Raw genomic sequence first — 16,257 nt, 5'->3', positions numbered from 1 at the left:
TTATATATGTTTAAAAGTAGTAAAAGATGGATGGCCGCTATGCTTGCGGTATTGATGATATTGATGGTGGGATTTGCCAGTGTGATTATTGTGGTAGATCCATACTTCCATTATCACGGACCCCTTTCAGGCCTTTATTACGAATTGAATAATGAGCGAAGCCAAAACGATGGAATCATCAAGCACTTCGATTATGATGCTATGGTGATTGGCACATCCATGGCGGAAAATTACAAGACTAGCGAAGTGGATGAACTGTTTGGAGTTAATTCAATCAAGACCACATTTGCTGGTGGCACTTACAAGGAGCTTAACGACAATATTGCAAATGCCATTGAAGTGAATCCAGACCTTAAGCTTGTGATTCGTCCCCTGGATTATTCCTACATTATGGATGATGCAAACAGGATTCGTGATGATTTGGGAGATTATCCAGATTACTTATATGATGATAATATCTTCAATGACGTAAACTATTTCTTCAATAAAGAGGTACTGTTCGATATCTGCATACCAATGCTTACAGATGCAGCAGCTGGAAAAGAAGCAGGCATCACAAGCTTCGATGATTATGCCAACTGGATGGACACAGCGGAGTTTGGAGCTGATGTAGTTTTGGGAGATAGAACCGAATTTGCGGAGCCAACCTCTAGAGAGCCATTTGTTGATGAGGTAAAGCAGCAGGTTGAGGAAAACATCACACAGAATGTTGTTCAGCTTGCAATGGAAAATCCGGACATTCAGTTTTACTATTATTTCACACCATACTCTATTGCATGGTGGGGCTCACAAAATGAGCTTGGAACAGTTCAAAGATGGATAGCAGCGGAAAAATATGCAATCGAGCTAATGCTTGAATGCGACAATATCCATCTATTCTCATTTAATAATGAGTTTGATGTTACAACAAATCTGGACAATTACAGGGATGAATGTCATCATGGTGATTGGATTAATTCACAGATCTTAGGTTGGATGTATTCTGGCACAGATGAACTGACAAAGGACAACTACGAGGAATACATTAATGTAGAGCTTGATTTCTACACAACCTACAATTACAAGGGGCTATTTGAGTAATGATTGAAATAAAGAATGTTAAAAAGAAATATGGGAAGCACACAGTCTTGGCAGGTATCGACTTTACGGTAGAGCCTGGCGAGATTGTGGGAATCCTTGGGGAGAATGGTAGTGGAAAATCTACACTTCTTACAATTCTAGCGGGACTTCAAAAGCCTAATTCTGGCTTTTTCAATATTGATGGCAAGGATTTGCTGAAAAATACAAAATTAAGAAATGAGCTTGTGGCATACGTTCCGCAAGAGACACCTCTGATTACAGAGCTTACCGCCTGGGACAATCTGCGCATGTGGTACAAACCTGACAAGTTGAAGAAGGAGCTTCAGGACGGTTTTCTTGCAATGCTTGGAATCGACCAGTTCATCAAGGTTCCTGTAAATCAAATGTCAGGCGGCATGAAAAAGCGTCTCACAATCGGCTGCGCTATTAACTCCAATCCAAAGCTTATGCTTTTGGATGAGCCAACAGCGGCTCTTGACTTGGTGTGCAAAGAAAGAATCTACACATACTTTGAGCAGTTCAAGCGCCAGGGCGGTTCTTTGATTATTGCAACACACGAGGTGCAGGAGATAGAGCTCTGCGACAAATGCTTCATCCTTAAGGAAGGCAAGCTTGTGCCTTACAAGTATGACGGGGACATTCCTCATTTGATAGGAAGATTATAGAGTTATGGTAAAGTTTAAAGATTATTTGCTAATTCAATATAAACGAATATTTAAACTGCTACCCGGAATACTCGCAATGATTTTAGTGGTGGCTTTTTTGCTGTCCGTAACAGGGTATGCACTTATCTACAGCGACACTTATGCATCTGAGCAGCAGCGCTATAAGTTAGGTGTTGTTGGTGATACTGACGATGAAATGATAAGCCTTGGAATCTACATGGTAGGCACCCTTGATGAGAGCCGATACATGATTGAGCTGGTGGAGTACGATGATGAAGAGGCTGCCAAGCAGGCTTTGAGAAACGCTGATATTTCTGCCTATATCGTAATTACGGAGGAGTTCAGCAATGCGCTTGATGCAATGACAAACGATGCTAAGTTAAAATACTATGCCACATCCGGCCAAAAGGGCATTTCAAATGTAATGATGGACGAGATTTCATCAATTGCAACTCACATCATTATTTATTCCGAGACAGGCATACTTACCCTCAGGCAGTTGATGAAGGAAGAGGGCTTCGATAAAAACTATCGCTCCGAGAAAATAAACGATTTGTTTATGCGATATATTTCGGCACTAATCGTCAGAACCAATGTGGCAGAAATCACAGAGCTTGGTCTTTCCGATGGACTATCTACACCAGCCTACTATTTCCTCGGAATACTCTTGTTCTTCATGCTTCTGCTTTCATTCTGTGCCATCTCATTTTTCCTTGGCCAAAAGGATGGAAGAATCAGGTTCATGAAATCAAAGGGCATCGGTGCAGTAGCCCAGGTGCTTGGTGAGTATATCCCATTTTTGACCATCAACATCATTTGCATGGCAGTGATATTTGGATTGATGGCAGCGGCTATTCATATTGGCGTGCTGGATTCTGTGGAGACAGATGTAAATCTGATGAAGACATTAGGAGAAATTGCAGGCAAATTGCTTCCAGTATCCATCATGTTTGCTGCATTAGGCTTCATGATTTTTGAAATCCTTGTAGGTGTCATCAACAAAATTCTGGTGGCATTTATGCTTTACATTGGAATGGGATACGTGTCTGGATATTTCTATCCAAAGACATTCTTCCCTGCAATCGTCCAAAGAATTGGCGAGTTCATTCCGTCAGGTGTGGCATTTTCATACATGGGCGGTGTGATTACCGACGATGAGACAGGATTATACTTTTGGATTATGTGCGCTTACACCGTGGCATTCCTTGGAATTGCAATGGTTGTAAGAAGACAGAAGATGAAATAAGGATGAAATACTTACTACTATTAAAAAGGTTATTAAAAAAGAAAAGTTATATAGCCATGCTGTTGGTGGTACCATTGATGGTGCTCATGCTAAATGCTATGAGTGCTGCACCATCGGGGCTTATGACAATTGGCGTCTACATCCCAGGTGATGACAGCTGCTCCAAATGGCTGAAAGAGAATTTAGAATCCAATCCAGGCAGTTTGCTCTTTAAGTTTTATGACGATGCAGATGCAGTGGTGAAGGATGTTGAGTCACAGCAGCTTACCGAAGGGTGGATTGTGCCCGAGGATTTGGATGCCCTTGTGGATAACATGGCAACAAAGGGCAAGACCAAAACAAAGATAGAAATTGTTATCCGTGAAAGTGGTCTTACACACATGCTTGGCAGGGAGGTTCTCTCCAGCAGAGTTTATCCTATGATCGCCAGACAAATGGCTATTTACTATATTTCAAAAAATGTGTACGGTGATAATCCTACCGAGGACCAGTTGAATCATATCATCGAAACATATGACAATTATGAGATTAATGGCAATCTTTTTGAGATGGGCTATGTTGATGGCACAGACAATTCATCTGAAGATACTAATTATCTGATGATGCCTCTTCGTGGAATCCTGGCACTGTGGCTTCTCCTTTGTGGAATCGCAGCATCCATGTATTATCTTGAGGATGAGGCAAACGGCTTGTTTATCTGGTGGAAGACAAGGTTCTTTATACTCAGAGATTTGCTTTATTATCTAGTTATAATTTTTATTCCGACAATAATGGTACTTGTTGGCTTGTACTGGGGAGGTGTTTTCACATCCTTGGGAAGAGAGATTGCGACCATTGCTGCATATGATTTTGTGGTCATCGTGGTGGCTATTTTTATAAGAGAAATCATTCACAGCATTAAGGGACTTGGAATCGTTACACCGATTCTTATCATGGCATCGGCAATGCTTTCGCCTGTGTTCATCGACTTCAAAGAAGGCCGTATGTTACAGCGATTTTGCCCAACATTCCACTATTTATATAGCATCCATGATTTATACTATTTAAAAAGTTTATTAATTTATGGTATTGCTTTTTTAATTTTATGGTATATAATTAATACCATCAAACGACACTCGAAGTGAGAGGGAGGAAGATTTATGTTTTGTACTAAATGTGGATTTGAGCTTAGCGCCACAGCAAAGTTCTGTCCAAAGTGTGGAACTCCAGCAAAGCAGCCTGTAGCTCCAGCACCACAGGAGGCCCCTGTTGAGGAGCCAGTTGTTGAGGCTACTCCAGAGGTAGAAGAAACTCCTGTAGAAGAGCCAGTTGTTCAGGAAGCAGCTGTAGAGGAGCCACAAGTAGAAGAGGTTCAGGCTGAGGAACCAGTAGAAGAAGTTGTAGAAGAGACAGTAGAGGAAGTAGCGGAGACAGAAGAAGCTCCAGTTGTAGAGGAAACTCCAGTAGAGGAAAATACAGAAGAAGTTCTTACAGTAGATGAAGTGCTTTCTGCCCAGGCTGAGGAGCAGCCAACAGCAGAAGCTCCAGTAGAGCAGCCTACCCCAGCGCCAGCTCCACAGTGGTCTCCAATTCCACCAGCTGAGGAAGCTCCAGCTCCTAAGAAGGGCAAGAAAGGAATTATCATTGCTATTGTTGTAGTGGTTGTAATTGCACTTCTTGCAGTAGGCGGATTCTTCGCATATAAATTTATCAACAATCCTGCAAAGATGCTTGCTAAAGCAATCGACAATCAGTCAGGCAGCCTTGTTGAGGAATACGAGGTTAGCTACAATTCAATTCAGGAATCATACGCTGATTTAAATGGCGATATGACTCTTTCGGTAGATTTTACACTTGGCGACAAAATCAAGAACCTTTTGGCGAAGGAGATGGGCATGACTGCTACTGATATTTCTTGGTTCAATAGCGCAGGTGCTACAATCGCTATGGATGTACAGGATAAGTCATTAGGACTTGATGTAGATGCAAGCATCAATGGCACACACATCACTACATTCCAGGCATTAGTTGATGCAAATGCAGGCGAGGCTTACATTTCAGCTCCAGAAGTTGTTTCTGATGCATCATTCCTTGTTGGCTCAGATATTGATAAGCAGGAAATTGTTAAGGCAATCGCTGATTACACAACACAGCTTTCAACATACGCAGAGACATATCCAACACCTGCTCAGATGAGCACAACAGCTGATAACTACGCAAGCATCATCAAGAAGGACCTTGCAGGCGCAGATATCACAAAGGGCAAAAAGGAAATCAAGGCAAGCGGCGTAAAGGCTACATACACAGAGCTTGCTATCACAATCGACGCACAGACAGATGCTCAGCTTACATACGATTTAGCTGAGGCATTCGAGGAAGATGATGATCTTAAGGAAATGCTTATGCCATTCCTCGAGGCTGAGATTCAGTCAGATGAGTATTCTGAGTATGCAGATGCAGAAGAGTACTGGGATGACATCACATCAGAGATTTCTGATGCAAAGAAGGATGCTAAGAAGACATTAGAGAAAATCGAAAAGAATCCTAAGAAGAACAAGGATGTTGGTGTTCTTTATGTTTACATTGATAGCTCATTCAATTTCAAGGGTATCTCATATGACGACGACGCAGATGGCGAAGTATTTACATTATACATGCCAGAGGATGGCGCTGATTCAGGTCTTAAGTTAAAGATTGTTGATTCAGAGGGTGAAACACTTACAATTGATGGTAAGGGCACATCACAGGATGAGTTCTTAAACGGAACATACACAGTTGCATTAGACGACGAAGAATACTTTACTGTTGATGTTAAGAACTTCGATCAGAAGACATATAGAAAGACACGCGGTGTTAACGCAGAGTTCCTTGTAACACTTGGCGAAGGAATGACAGAGTCAATCTACGAGGATGATATGCAGTTCCTTGCATTAGCTCAGTACGATTTCGTAGTTCAGACAGAAGGCACTACTGGCAAAATCGATATGAACGTCATGGCAGACAACGATTCACTTCTTCAGGTAAATCTTTCATACTCGATGGAAGATGTGCCAGATATGGCAAAGGCCGGTACAGTTTACGACCTTGAAGATATGGATGGAGAAGAGCTGATTGATCTTCTTAAGATTGTTGATTTATCATCAACAGTAAGCAACCTTGAAGCAGCAAAGGTACCAAGTGAATACGTAGATGTTCTCAAGACAATCAGCGAGACATTAAAGTCTGGCGATGATGAAGCTATCTATATGATGGTTCTTGGTTTGTACGGATATGGTAGCTACTACGATGATGATTACTATTACGATGATTATTATGATTATGACGATTATTACTACGAGGATGAATCATACGATTCATATGGTTGGTATTAATTAGATTGAAAGATAAAGCATAGCAGTTACGGCTGCTATGCTTTTTTATATTCCCGAGGAGTTTTATTGTATTTGCGTTTGAACTGACGATTGAAGTGGGAAAGATTTTCAAAGCCTACCTGCTGGGAGATGGTGAGAATTGTATCCTCTGATTCCAAAAGCAGACGGGATGCCATGGAAAGCCTATAGTCATTTAGATAAGTGATGAAGCTTACACCGAAGGCCTCCTTGAAGAATCGCATAAAATGAGATTCAGAAAATCCTGCCAAATCAGCCATTTCAGCAACGGTGATTTGATTACCATAATTCAATTCTACATATTTGATGACAGGCTTTAGCTTGTCGATTTTCTTCTTGTTCTTTGTATCAATCTTATCTTCGTACAGTGTTACCAGATTAAATAGAAGCAGATATAGATTGCCTTTGATGGCCAGCCCCCATGCCCCTTCTCTGTGGCTGGAGATGTTGTCGTTGCTATCCAGATACTTTTTTATACTTTCATATCCAGTGACGCCAGGCCTAAACACCTGAGGAATATCCACTGTGTTCTCGAAAAATGGCATGAGAAATCTGTCATAGAACTCATCCAGATTAGAGGCAAACATCTTTGAATCAAAAATGATATTTTCGTATTCCATAGAATTATCCGCAAGCTGATAGATTCCGTGAACCTTGCCTGGCAAAATAAACGCTATATCCCCAGCGGCTACAGTGTTTTCATTTCCGTCGATGATAATGATTCCTGCACCCTTTTTTATATAGATAAACTCTGCATCCTCATGCCAGTGAAGGGGCACTGAATCAAAATCCAGCGGAATAGTACAAGGATATGTGTTGTATGGAATGTTGTAGTCAAAGTGGCTTGTAACCTCATGTATCGACTGATAATCATTAATATTAATCATATGTCCATCTCCTATAATGATAGAATAGTATCACTTTATAGTGGGTTTGTGCAAGTAATAGCCAATATATGAGCAGTATAATCCAAGTAAATGGTAACTAATTAATCACCGAGGAGGGTAATTATGACTGCAAATGAGTATATTAAGATTCGATTTGGTCGCCACATGGATCAGTGTACAAATGAAGAGATTTATGTTGGCTTACTTGAGTATGTAAAAGATAAGGCTAAGAGCAAGGAGATTGCTGGTGGCAAGAAAAAGCTTTATTACATTAGCGCTGAGTTTTTGATTGGTAAGCTCCTTTCAAACAACCTTATTAATCTTGGAATATATGACGAGGTTAAGGCTGAGCTTGAGGCTTGTGGCAAGTCTCTTGCAGAAATCGAGGAGATTGAGGTTGAGCCTTCACTTGGAAATGGTGGACTTGGTCGTCTCGCAGCTTGCTTCCTTGATTCAATTGCAACACTTGGTCTCAATGGTGATGGTGTTGGATTGGCATACCACATGGGACTTTTTAAGCAGGTCTTCAACAATAATCTTCAGAATGAAGAACCAAACCCTTGGATGTCAGAGCACAGCTGGATGACAAAGACAGAGCGCACATATCAGGTTGATTTTGGTGGCTTCAACGTAACATCTCGTATGTATGATATAGACGTAACAGGTTATGATTCTGTTACAACAAAGCTCCATCTTTTCGATGTAGATACAGTAGATGAATCAATTATTAAAGATGGAATTAATTTCGATAAGAGCGAATTTACAAAGAATCTTACATTGTTCTTATACCCAGATGATTCTGATGACAATGGTAGATTGCTTCGTGTTTATCAGCAGTATTTCATGGTTTCGAATGCTGCGCAGCTCATCCTTGATGAAGCTGTAGAAAAGGGCTCAAACCTTTATGATTTAGCAGATTATGCTGTAATTCAGATTAACGATACACACCCATCAATGGTTATACCGGAACTCATTCGACTCCTTCAGATTCGTGGGCTTACAATGGACGAGGCAATTGATGTGGTTTCAAAGTGCACAGCTTACACAAACCACACCATCCTCGCAGAAGCCCTTGAAAAGTGGCCTATCCACTTTATGATGAAGGCTGTTCCACAGCTTATGCCTATCATTCGCGAGCTTCACAACCGCATTGCAAAGAAGGTTGCAGACCCAGATGTTGCCATTATCAAGGATGGTCTTGTGCACATGGCACACATGGACATCCACTATGGCATTTCAATCAATGGTGTTGCTGCCCTTCATACAGAAATTTTAAAGGAGACAGAGCTTCACAAGTTCTATGAACTCTATCCTGAAAAGTTCAACAACAAGACAAACGGAATCACATTCCGCCGCTGGTTACTATATTGTAACCCAGAGCTTTCTAAGCTTATAGAAGAGCTTATTGGTCCTGGTTTCAAGAAGGATGCAACAGAGCTTAAGAAGCTCGAGCAGTACATGAATGACGATGCAGTTGTTCAGCGCTTCCTTGATGTAAAGAATACTCGCAAGACTGTTCTTAAGAACTACCTTGCAAAGGCACAAGGCATCGAAATCGACGACAACAGCGTATACGATATTCAGATTAAGAGACTACATGAGTACAAGCGTCAGCAGATGAACGCCCTCTACGTAATCAACAAATATTTTGAAATCAAAGAAGGCAAAAAGCCTGCCCGTCCAATTACAGTTATCTTTGGCGCAAAGGCTGCACCTGCCTACGTTATCGCAAAGGATATCATTCATCTTATCCTCTGCTTATCAGAAATCATTGCAAAGGATCCAGAGGTAAGCCCATATCTCAAGGTTGTTATGGTTGAAAACTACAACGTAACACTTGCAGAAAAGCTTATCCCAGCCTGCGATATCCACGAGCAGATTTCTCTTGCTTCGAAGGAAGCATCTGGTACTTCAAACATGAAGTTTATGCTCAATGGAGCCGTAGCAATCGGTACAATGGACGGCGCCAATGTAGAAATGCACGAATTCGTAGGTGATGACAACATCTACATCTTCGGTGAAGATTCAGATACAGTAATCAAGCGTTACGCCGATGCAAGCTACTGCTCACGCGACTACTACGAAAAAGATGCAAACCTCAAGAAGTGCGTAGACTTCATCGTATCAGATGAGCTTCTTGCAGTAGGCCAGAAGGAGAACCTTGAGCGTCTCTACAACGAACTCCTCGACAAGGACTGGTTCATGACCTTCCCTGACTTCAAAGACTACTGCCAGACTAAAGAAAAAGCCTTCGCTGACTACGAAGATCGCCTTACATGGGGCCGCAAGATGGTTAAAAACATCGCCAACGCCGGCTTCTTCTCAAGCGACCGCACCATCGCCCAGTACAACGCCGACATCTGGCACCTATAAACCATGCACCACCCAAGGACTACAGCTGGCCCATCTACCTGCCCTTCTTCAAGGTAAATTGGCCCAGCCAGCCCTCCCCAACGGCCCAACCACCAGGCCCCTCCAAGGGACATCGCATGAATATTATGTTTTTCTAAGGTACAAGGAGAACACACTAATTTGTGGTGTCTTTTGCAGGTCTGTACATTTTCTGAATCTGTATGTCTATGGACGGACACACAGTTCTTGATTATGATATGGATTTCCAAAGCTATGGATACCTTTGGGTGATTTTGGAATAAGCTTAGTAGAACAAAAAGAGATATTTGATATGGATGAGCAGCTGCCGCTAGGACGGCGGCAGCAGTGGTCACTTGAAACACGACGTTGAATGTGCCACGGTGCTCATACATACAAATATCTCTTTTTTAGTTCTACTTAGCGAATGTAATATGAACCCAAGGTACCATAGCTTTGGAAATCCATATTATAAAATATAAAAGTGTCCGTCCTAGCCTATACAGATTCAGAAAAAGTTCATCCCGCAACAAGACACTCACAGTGTGTTCTCCTTTTGTACCAAGAAAAACTATAATATTCGCGAAATCGTCCCTTGGAGGGACCTGGTGGTCGGGCCTGTAGGGGAGGGCTGGCTGGGCCAGTGCGAATAGATGGAAAAGGGCAGGTAAGATGGGGCCTAGATATTGATTTTGAGGGGAGTGCATGGTAAAATAGCTTCTAGTTGTGGCTCAGGGGAGCCGGAGATTAGGAGGAAGTTTTTATGAGCACAGTGACTATTGTACTCATCGTTATTGCGGTTCTTATGGTTGCCGCAATCGTTGTATTATATTTTCTTGGTAAGAAGGCACAGGATAAGCGTGCAGAGCAGCAGGATCAGATGGATGCAGTTGCACAGCAGGTTTCAATGCTTATCATTGATAAGAAGCGCATGAAGCTTAAGGAAGCTGGTCTTCCAGAGGCAGTTGTTGCTGCTACACCATGGTATGCTAAGAATTCAAAGATTCCAGTTGTTAAGGCTAAGGTTGGCCCACAGATGATGACTCTTATCTGCGATGCAGAAATCTTTGATGAGGTTCCTGTAAAGAAGGAAGTTAAGGCTACAGTTTCTGGTCTTTACATCACAAAGGTAAAGGGAATCCGCGGTGGCAATGCTACTCAGGACACAAAGAAGAAAAAGGGACTTCGTGCTTGGGCACTTCGTAAGCAGAAGGAGCTTGACCAGGAAACAAGAAAGAATAAATAAGTTTTTATTAACACCTCGGCTAAAAAATGGCCGAGGTGTTTTATTTGTCCAAGAAAAGTGATAAAATGGCGATACTAAGATAATTTTCAGAAAACTTTATCCGGGAGGAAAGAGGATGAATTTTAAGATTAATAAAGCCATTTTGTCACTTTTTGTTTTAGCTTTTGCTGTTGTGCTTATGCCACATATTGATGCAAAAGCAGCTACTCAGGAAGAATACCAGATTTATTCGCAGGTTTTGAATGCTGATTACTATGCAGCTATGAATCCTGATGTGGCGGCAAAGGCAGATGGAAGTTACATATATTATCTTGAGCATTACATTAAGTACGGTGTGTACGAGGGAAGAAATGCCAGTGGCACATTCAATGCTACCGACTACATGATAAAGAATCCTGATCTTGCGGCAGTGTTCGGAAATAACATGCCTGCATATGTTGTTCATTATGTATTGTCAGGAAAGGCAGAGGGCAGAGACGGCACACCTTCAGTGGGAGCTTTGGCAACAGATATGCCACAGAGCTACACTTTGCTTGGAGCCTATACAACAGAGTATGATCCAAATGCTGCTAGAGGTCATAATATAGAAGTAGCTGCAGAAAAGGTAGATGGTACAGTGGTGGCGCCAGGCGCTACTTTCTCAGCATCAAATTCAATTGGTAAGCGTACATCAGCAAATGGTTTTGTTGAGGCGCCAGTGTTCATTAATAAACAACATGCAACAGGAATCGGCGGAGGCGTTTGCCAGGTTTCATCGACTATATACGCAGCTATGAAGACTGCAGGAATAAAAGCAACTGAAAGACATCCTCATTCTCTTCCAGTTTACTATCTGCCAGAGGGCTGGGATGCCACAATTTCATGGGGCTCATTAGATCTTAAATTTGTGAATACATACGATTCAAATATAGTAGTATTTGTTTTTGCAGATGAGGGACATCTTACAGCGGCACTTTATTTGCAAAATTAAAATTTTTCGCACAATTAATTGTAGTCACGGTCTAAGAATCATGTTATAATACGCCCCAACAGGGTAAAATTCGGATTTTACCAGTAGGGGAAAGGATTCCCCTGTACAGCTTAGGGCTGCAAAATGGATTTTGACCGAGGGGAAGAATAAGTGGAAGAATTGTTGAGTAAGCAAGCTCCGGAAGTACAGGAACTTATCAGAAACGTAAACAAGTATCGAAAGGTGGATAACGAAAAACACCTTAGCTTTGCTTGCGATTTGTTTGATTTAGCACAGGAATGCGGAAACGAGGATTTAAAGGATTATGCAAGCTGTGCTCTTGGCGATGCATGTTGCCAGAATCAGGACTATTCGCAAGCTTTATATTACATGTCGGCAGGCGTTCGAGGCCTCGCCAAAACAGACGAATACGAGCTCTTATGCAGATGCTACAATGAGCTAGGTATTATTTTCAGAAGTGAAGGTCATTTCATCACTAGCGAAGATTATTTCATTAATGCCATGGAAATCGCCAGGGCTCACAGATTGTACGCCATTGAAGCTATGGCGTGTTCTAATTTTGCTTCTTTATGCGAGGAAATGGATGCTATCGAGCGAGCACTAGAATATCATTACCGTTCCATTGAATGTTGCAGTTTCATAGATGACGAAGATTTCAAGCTTAGCCTTATGGCAGGGGATTACGCTTTTATTGTAAAGCTATATGTAATCCTTAAGGATGAGGAAAGCGCGGATCAGGCACTTGCAGAGATGGAAAAGATAATTGCTAAATACCCAGAGATAAATGATCTTTTCGATATTAGAATTGCTAGATACGTATACTACAAGTTTAAAAATGACACAGCAAAGATTCAGGAAATGAAGGCACTTTGCCTGGAGTCATTCTATGCTTGCCAGGAATATATTGTTTATTTTGATGAGGCTAAGCAGCTTATTGAAATACTCACAGAAGAAAAAGACTATCAGGAACTTCAAAAGATGTTTGATAGGACTGAACAGGTTTTATCAAAAGACGATTTAATAAATCTAAGAGTATTCCTTGAAGAGTACAAGATTAAGATGTACGAAGCATTGGGCGATAAAGAACGCCTCATGGCTAGTTACAGCAACTATTATAGATATAACACTATCAAAACAGTTGATAATAAGCGTTCATTTTTGACCACTCTTCGTCTTCGTTCAGAGCTTGCTCAGCAGCGCACAAAGAATCTGTTCCTTTCGGCTGCCGCAGAGACAGATCCTCTTACAGGCATTGCCAACAGACTTAAGCTCAATGCAGTCATCGATGAGCTTTTTGTGTTAGCAAACGAGCAGGGTAAAACACTTGCTGTTGAAATGATGGATATCGATTTCTTCAAGGAAGTAAACGACACATACGGTCACGCCAAGGGTGATGAGCTTTTAGTGATGCTTGCAAACATCTTAAAGAGTGTTGAAGATGACAAGATCTTCGTTGCAAGATATGGTGGTGACGAATTCATTATTTACTACTATGACATGACAGATGAGCAGATAAAAGAAGTCGCTCGTCATATACAGAAATCCATGGAAATCGCCGGCGAGGCACTTGGAATAGGAAAGGTCACAGTTTCCCAAGGAATTGTTAATCATATTCCTAGACCACTCAATAGAGCATGGGATTATATGAATGCTGCAGATTTAGCATTGTATTTTGTTAAGAACCATGGCAAGGCTAATGCTCGAATTATCCACAGAGCTACAGAATTAGAGACTCTTGCATGGGACAAAGTTTTTTGACTTTTAAACAAGTAATTATTAAAATATTTATAACCAGACAGAAGGCTAAGCTTGGTCTTCTGTCAATTTATGTAAAGGGGTTTTTTGTATGGCAAAATTGTACTATTATTATGGAGCTATGGGTTCTTCAAAGACAGCTAATGCCCTTATGACTCATTTCAACTATCAGGAAGTTGGTCAGAATGCGCTTTTAGTTAAGCCAGAAATGGATACTAGATTCGGCGAGCGTGTTGTTCGCTCTAGAATCGGCTTGGAGAACGAATGCGTCTTCCTTGAGGATTTAATAAAAATGCCTGAGGAGGAAGTAAAAAAATATGATTGCATCATTGTTGATGAGGTACAGTTCGCAACCCCAGAGCAGGTAGATTTTCTATCTGACATAGTTGATTTTATGGATGTGCCTGTTGTTGCTTATGGCCTTAGAGCAGATTTCAGAAATAAGCTTTTCCCAGGCTCAGAACGACTTATCACAATCGCTGATGTTATTCACGAGGTTAAAACAGTGTGCTGGTGCGGTCGTAAAGCCACTTGCAACACTAGATATAATGAAGGCGGAGTTGTACGCTCAGGCCCACAGGTTATGCTTGGAGCAAACGACTCCTATGTGGCACTCTGCCGCAAGCACTTTAAACTGGGACAGCTTGCCCCAGATGAGAAAGAGGAGAGTTAATGACTTTTAGCTTTGCAATTACAGTAATATTTTGGTTATATGTTATTTTTTGGATACAGGTGCCAGGAATGCTCCTTGTGGAGTTCCTTTTGCCTAGACGATTAAAGGCATACACCAGACTTTTATCTGGATTCTTTCTAGGCTTCATCTGTCTTGCTACAATTTATTTTATCGAGTCAATAATCGGCGTTAATGGCCTTATTGCCATAGCTGGTCCAGTCCTTTCTGTGATAGCTTTTATCCGTTATTTCAAAAAGGGACGCCCATCAGTTTACAATGCCTACGAACATTTTAAATGGCTTGGGATAATTATATTTGGATTTATTTTTATAGTTTCTACTATCAATTTCCAGCTTAAATATGCAGGCGCCTTATCAGGACAGACTACTCAGGTTTACCATGATTTTCTTTTCCATACAGGAAACATTGTATCCTTGAGCCGTTCTTTTCCAAATGGAGATATTAGAATCTCTGGCCTTACATTTTATTATCATTATTTTTATGAGCTTATTTTTGCCATGTGCAAGCACATCTTTGGCATGGATGCATTTAGGTTATACATAAATGGCAATGCTTTGATTTGTGCGTGGCCACTTACTCTTGCCATGATGATCATAGGTGAGAGACTACGTGGCAACAGAAGTATTCGTGGCTTTAGATACTATTCTTACTATGCAGGATTGCTAGTTTCTTGCATTTGCTTACTTCCTGTAAATGTTGTTGGAGCAAAGCTTCCAACATCTTGGTTGAATAATCATTTGTTTGGAAACGGTAATGCCATGGGACTTGCCCTTTCTGTTACAGTTCTTTTGGTAGATGTTTTAGTAGAGGTTTGGTACGACAAGTTCTCTGTCAGGGTGATGATAGCAATCTATCTTTTAGCTGCTACTGCCACTGGCTTCAAGGGAACTACAGGAATCGTTCTTGTGACAATTTCCTGGTCAGTATTTATTGTTGAGTCAATCCTGGTTAAAAAGATTCACATGCCTAGATTCTTCTATGTATTTTGTGCATCACTAGGATTTGTACTTACATACATGATAGTCACCGTTGGATTAAATCCATCTGGCTCAAACAACAGAGCCATGGAAGTTACACCAGCAGGCACACTTGATGCCAGCCGTGTAGGCCAGGTTTTCTCAAAGCTTGGTCTTGATTATATGGCGTTCCCATGGGTGATTATTGCTGTTCTTCTTTGCATTGTATGTATTGTTGGTCCTTGCATTTTAGCTTTCACAGCTTTTGCATACAGCAAGTTCAGAACACTTATCAAAGAAAAAGTTATTGGAGATATATTTGACTGGTTCGTAATAGGCTCTGTAATTATTGGCGTTGTTGCCTTTTGTTCAGTTAGCGTGCCAGGATTGTCTCAGGGATATTTCGTTATTACAAATGCAGCCTTTATCTTCTACGGTGCAATGAAATATCTTATCGAAAACAAAAAGACATTGATTTCATATGTCACATACCTTTTCTTTGGCATTGGAACAGCCTTTTTAATAATCGATATTGCATATTTTTGCTACGATGATATCAAACAAGAAGCTGTTTATGAATCAGAGGCAGGAGACCGTCAGGATCTTGTTTCTGCCGACACAATGGAAGCTTATTTATGGCTCAGAGACAACACAGCTGAGGATTCATTGGTTGCTGTAGATAGATTCACAGAGGATTTAGATTACAGAAGCATCTATTTCTACTGCAGCGCTTTTTCTGAACGTCAGGTATATATAGAAGGCTACGACTATTCTGACATCACAGAAAAGCAGGTTGAGGCCATGCTTTCCATCAATGAAAAATTCTTTAGCGAGGATACTGCAGTTGCAGAAGCGGATATGGAAATGAGTGGTGTTGATTATTTGGTTGTTACCGAATTGAATCATCCGGACTATTGGGAAAACAGTCCAAAGTTAAAACTAGTTTTTACAAATGACGATGTTAGCATTTACAGATATTATTCTGATGGCGGTATGTCTGCTGTGAATAAATAAGTTTAA

General features: G+C 41.1%; 12 protein-coding genes. 11 read left to right on the top strand and 1 reads right to left on the bottom strand.

Annotation, left to right across the window (positions count from 1 at the left end; genetic code table 11):
• The first annotated feature begins 6 nt into the window (after positions 1 to 6).
• From CRN97_RS06590 to CRN97_RS06570, 5 genes are read left to right on the top strand one after another with little or no spacing between them, the layout of a single operon-like run.
• Complete coding sequence (locus CRN97_RS06590) at positions 7 to 1,080, top strand: hypothetical protein (protein ID WP_143483249.1); 1,074 nt, start codon at positions 7 to 9, stop codon at positions 1,078 to 1,080.
• Positions 1,080 to 1,745: a heme ABC exporter ATP-binding protein CcmA gene (ccmA, locus tag CRN97_RS06585; RefSeq protein ID WP_044935398.1), complete on the top strand. Its 666-nt coding sequence runs from the start codon at positions 1,080 to 1,082 to the stop codon at positions 1,743 to 1,745. The genes CRN97_RS06590 and ccmA overlap by 1 nt, the downstream gene beginning before the upstream one ends.
• Before the next feature lie 4 nt (positions 1,746 to 1,749).
• Positions 1,750 to 2,991, top strand: coding sequence for an ABC transporter permease (locus CRN97_RS06580; RefSeq protein ID WP_097076290.1), 1,242 nt, complete (start codon positions 1,750 to 1,752; stop codon positions 2,989 to 2,991).
• A gap of 2 nt (positions 2,992 to 2,993) precedes the next feature.
• Entirely contained in the window at positions 2,994 to 4,115 is a 1,122-nt protein-coding gene (locus CRN97_RS06575; RefSeq protein WP_097076289.1) for an ABC transporter permease, read from the top strand.
• Between the two features lie 15 nt (positions 4,116 to 4,130).
• Entirely contained in the window at positions 4,131 to 6,341 is a 2,211-nt protein-coding gene (locus tag CRN97_RS06570; RefSeq protein ID WP_097076288.1) for a zinc ribbon domain-containing protein, read from the top strand.
• Positions 6,342 to 6,376: 35 nt separating this feature from the next.
• Here CRN97_RS06570 and CRN97_RS06565 read toward each other — a convergent pair whose 3' ends face one another.
• Complete coding sequence (locus CRN97_RS06565) at positions 6,377 to 7,246, bottom strand: AraC family transcriptional regulator (RefSeq protein ID WP_097076287.1); 870 nt, start codon at positions 7,244 to 7,246, stop codon at positions 6,377 to 6,379.
• 123 nt (positions 7,247 to 7,369) lie between these two features.
• Between CRN97_RS06565 and CRN97_RS06560 the strand changes: the two genes are divergently transcribed.
• The 6 genes from CRN97_RS06560 (at position 7,370) to CRN97_RS06530 (ending at position 16,251) form a co-directional block, all read left to right on the top strand.
• Entirely contained in the window at positions 7,370 to 9,619 is a 2,250-nt protein-coding gene (locus tag CRN97_RS06560; protein ID WP_097076286.1) for a glycogen/starch/alpha-glucan phosphorylase, read from the top strand.
• 760 nt (positions 9,620 to 10,379) lie between these two features.
• Positions 10,380 to 10,862, top strand: a complete 483-nt coding sequence (locus CRN97_RS06550) for a hypothetical protein (RefSeq protein WP_074789896.1) — start codon at positions 10,380 to 10,382, stop codon at positions 10,860 to 10,862.
• A gap of 115 nt (positions 10,863 to 10,977) precedes the next feature.
• Positions 10,978 to 11,832, top strand: coding sequence for a VanW family protein (locus tag CRN97_RS06545; RefSeq protein WP_097076284.1), 855 nt, complete (start codon positions 10,978 to 10,980; stop codon positions 11,830 to 11,832).
• 150 nt (positions 11,833 to 11,982) lie between these two features.
• Complete coding sequence (locus tag CRN97_RS06540) at positions 11,983 to 13,590, top strand: GGDEF domain-containing protein (protein WP_097076283.1); 1,608 nt, start codon at positions 11,983 to 11,985, stop codon at positions 13,588 to 13,590.
• Positions 13,591 to 13,678: 88 nt separating this feature from the next.
• Positions 13,679 to 14,260, top strand: a complete 582-nt coding sequence (locus CRN97_RS06535) for a thymidine kinase (protein WP_097076282.1) — start codon at positions 13,679 to 13,681, stop codon at positions 14,258 to 14,260.
• Positions 14,260 to 16,251 (top strand): hypothetical protein, encoded by a 1,992-nt coding sequence (locus tag CRN97_RS06530; protein WP_097076281.1) that lies wholly within the window; start codon positions 14,260 to 14,262, stop codon positions 16,249 to 16,251. The genes CRN97_RS06535 and CRN97_RS06530 overlap by 1 nt, the downstream gene beginning before the upstream one ends.
• Positions 16,252 to 16,257: the final 6 nt, after the last annotated feature.

This window comes from Pseudobutyrivibrio ruminis DSM 9787 (genome assembly GCF_900218035.1).
Lineage (GTDB): Bacteria > Bacillota > Clostridia > Lachnospirales > Lachnospiraceae > Pseudobutyrivibrio > Pseudobutyrivibrio ruminis.
The sequence above is the reverse complement of the archived record's forward strand: the minus strand, read 5'-3'. Positions and strand labels throughout refer to the sequence as shown.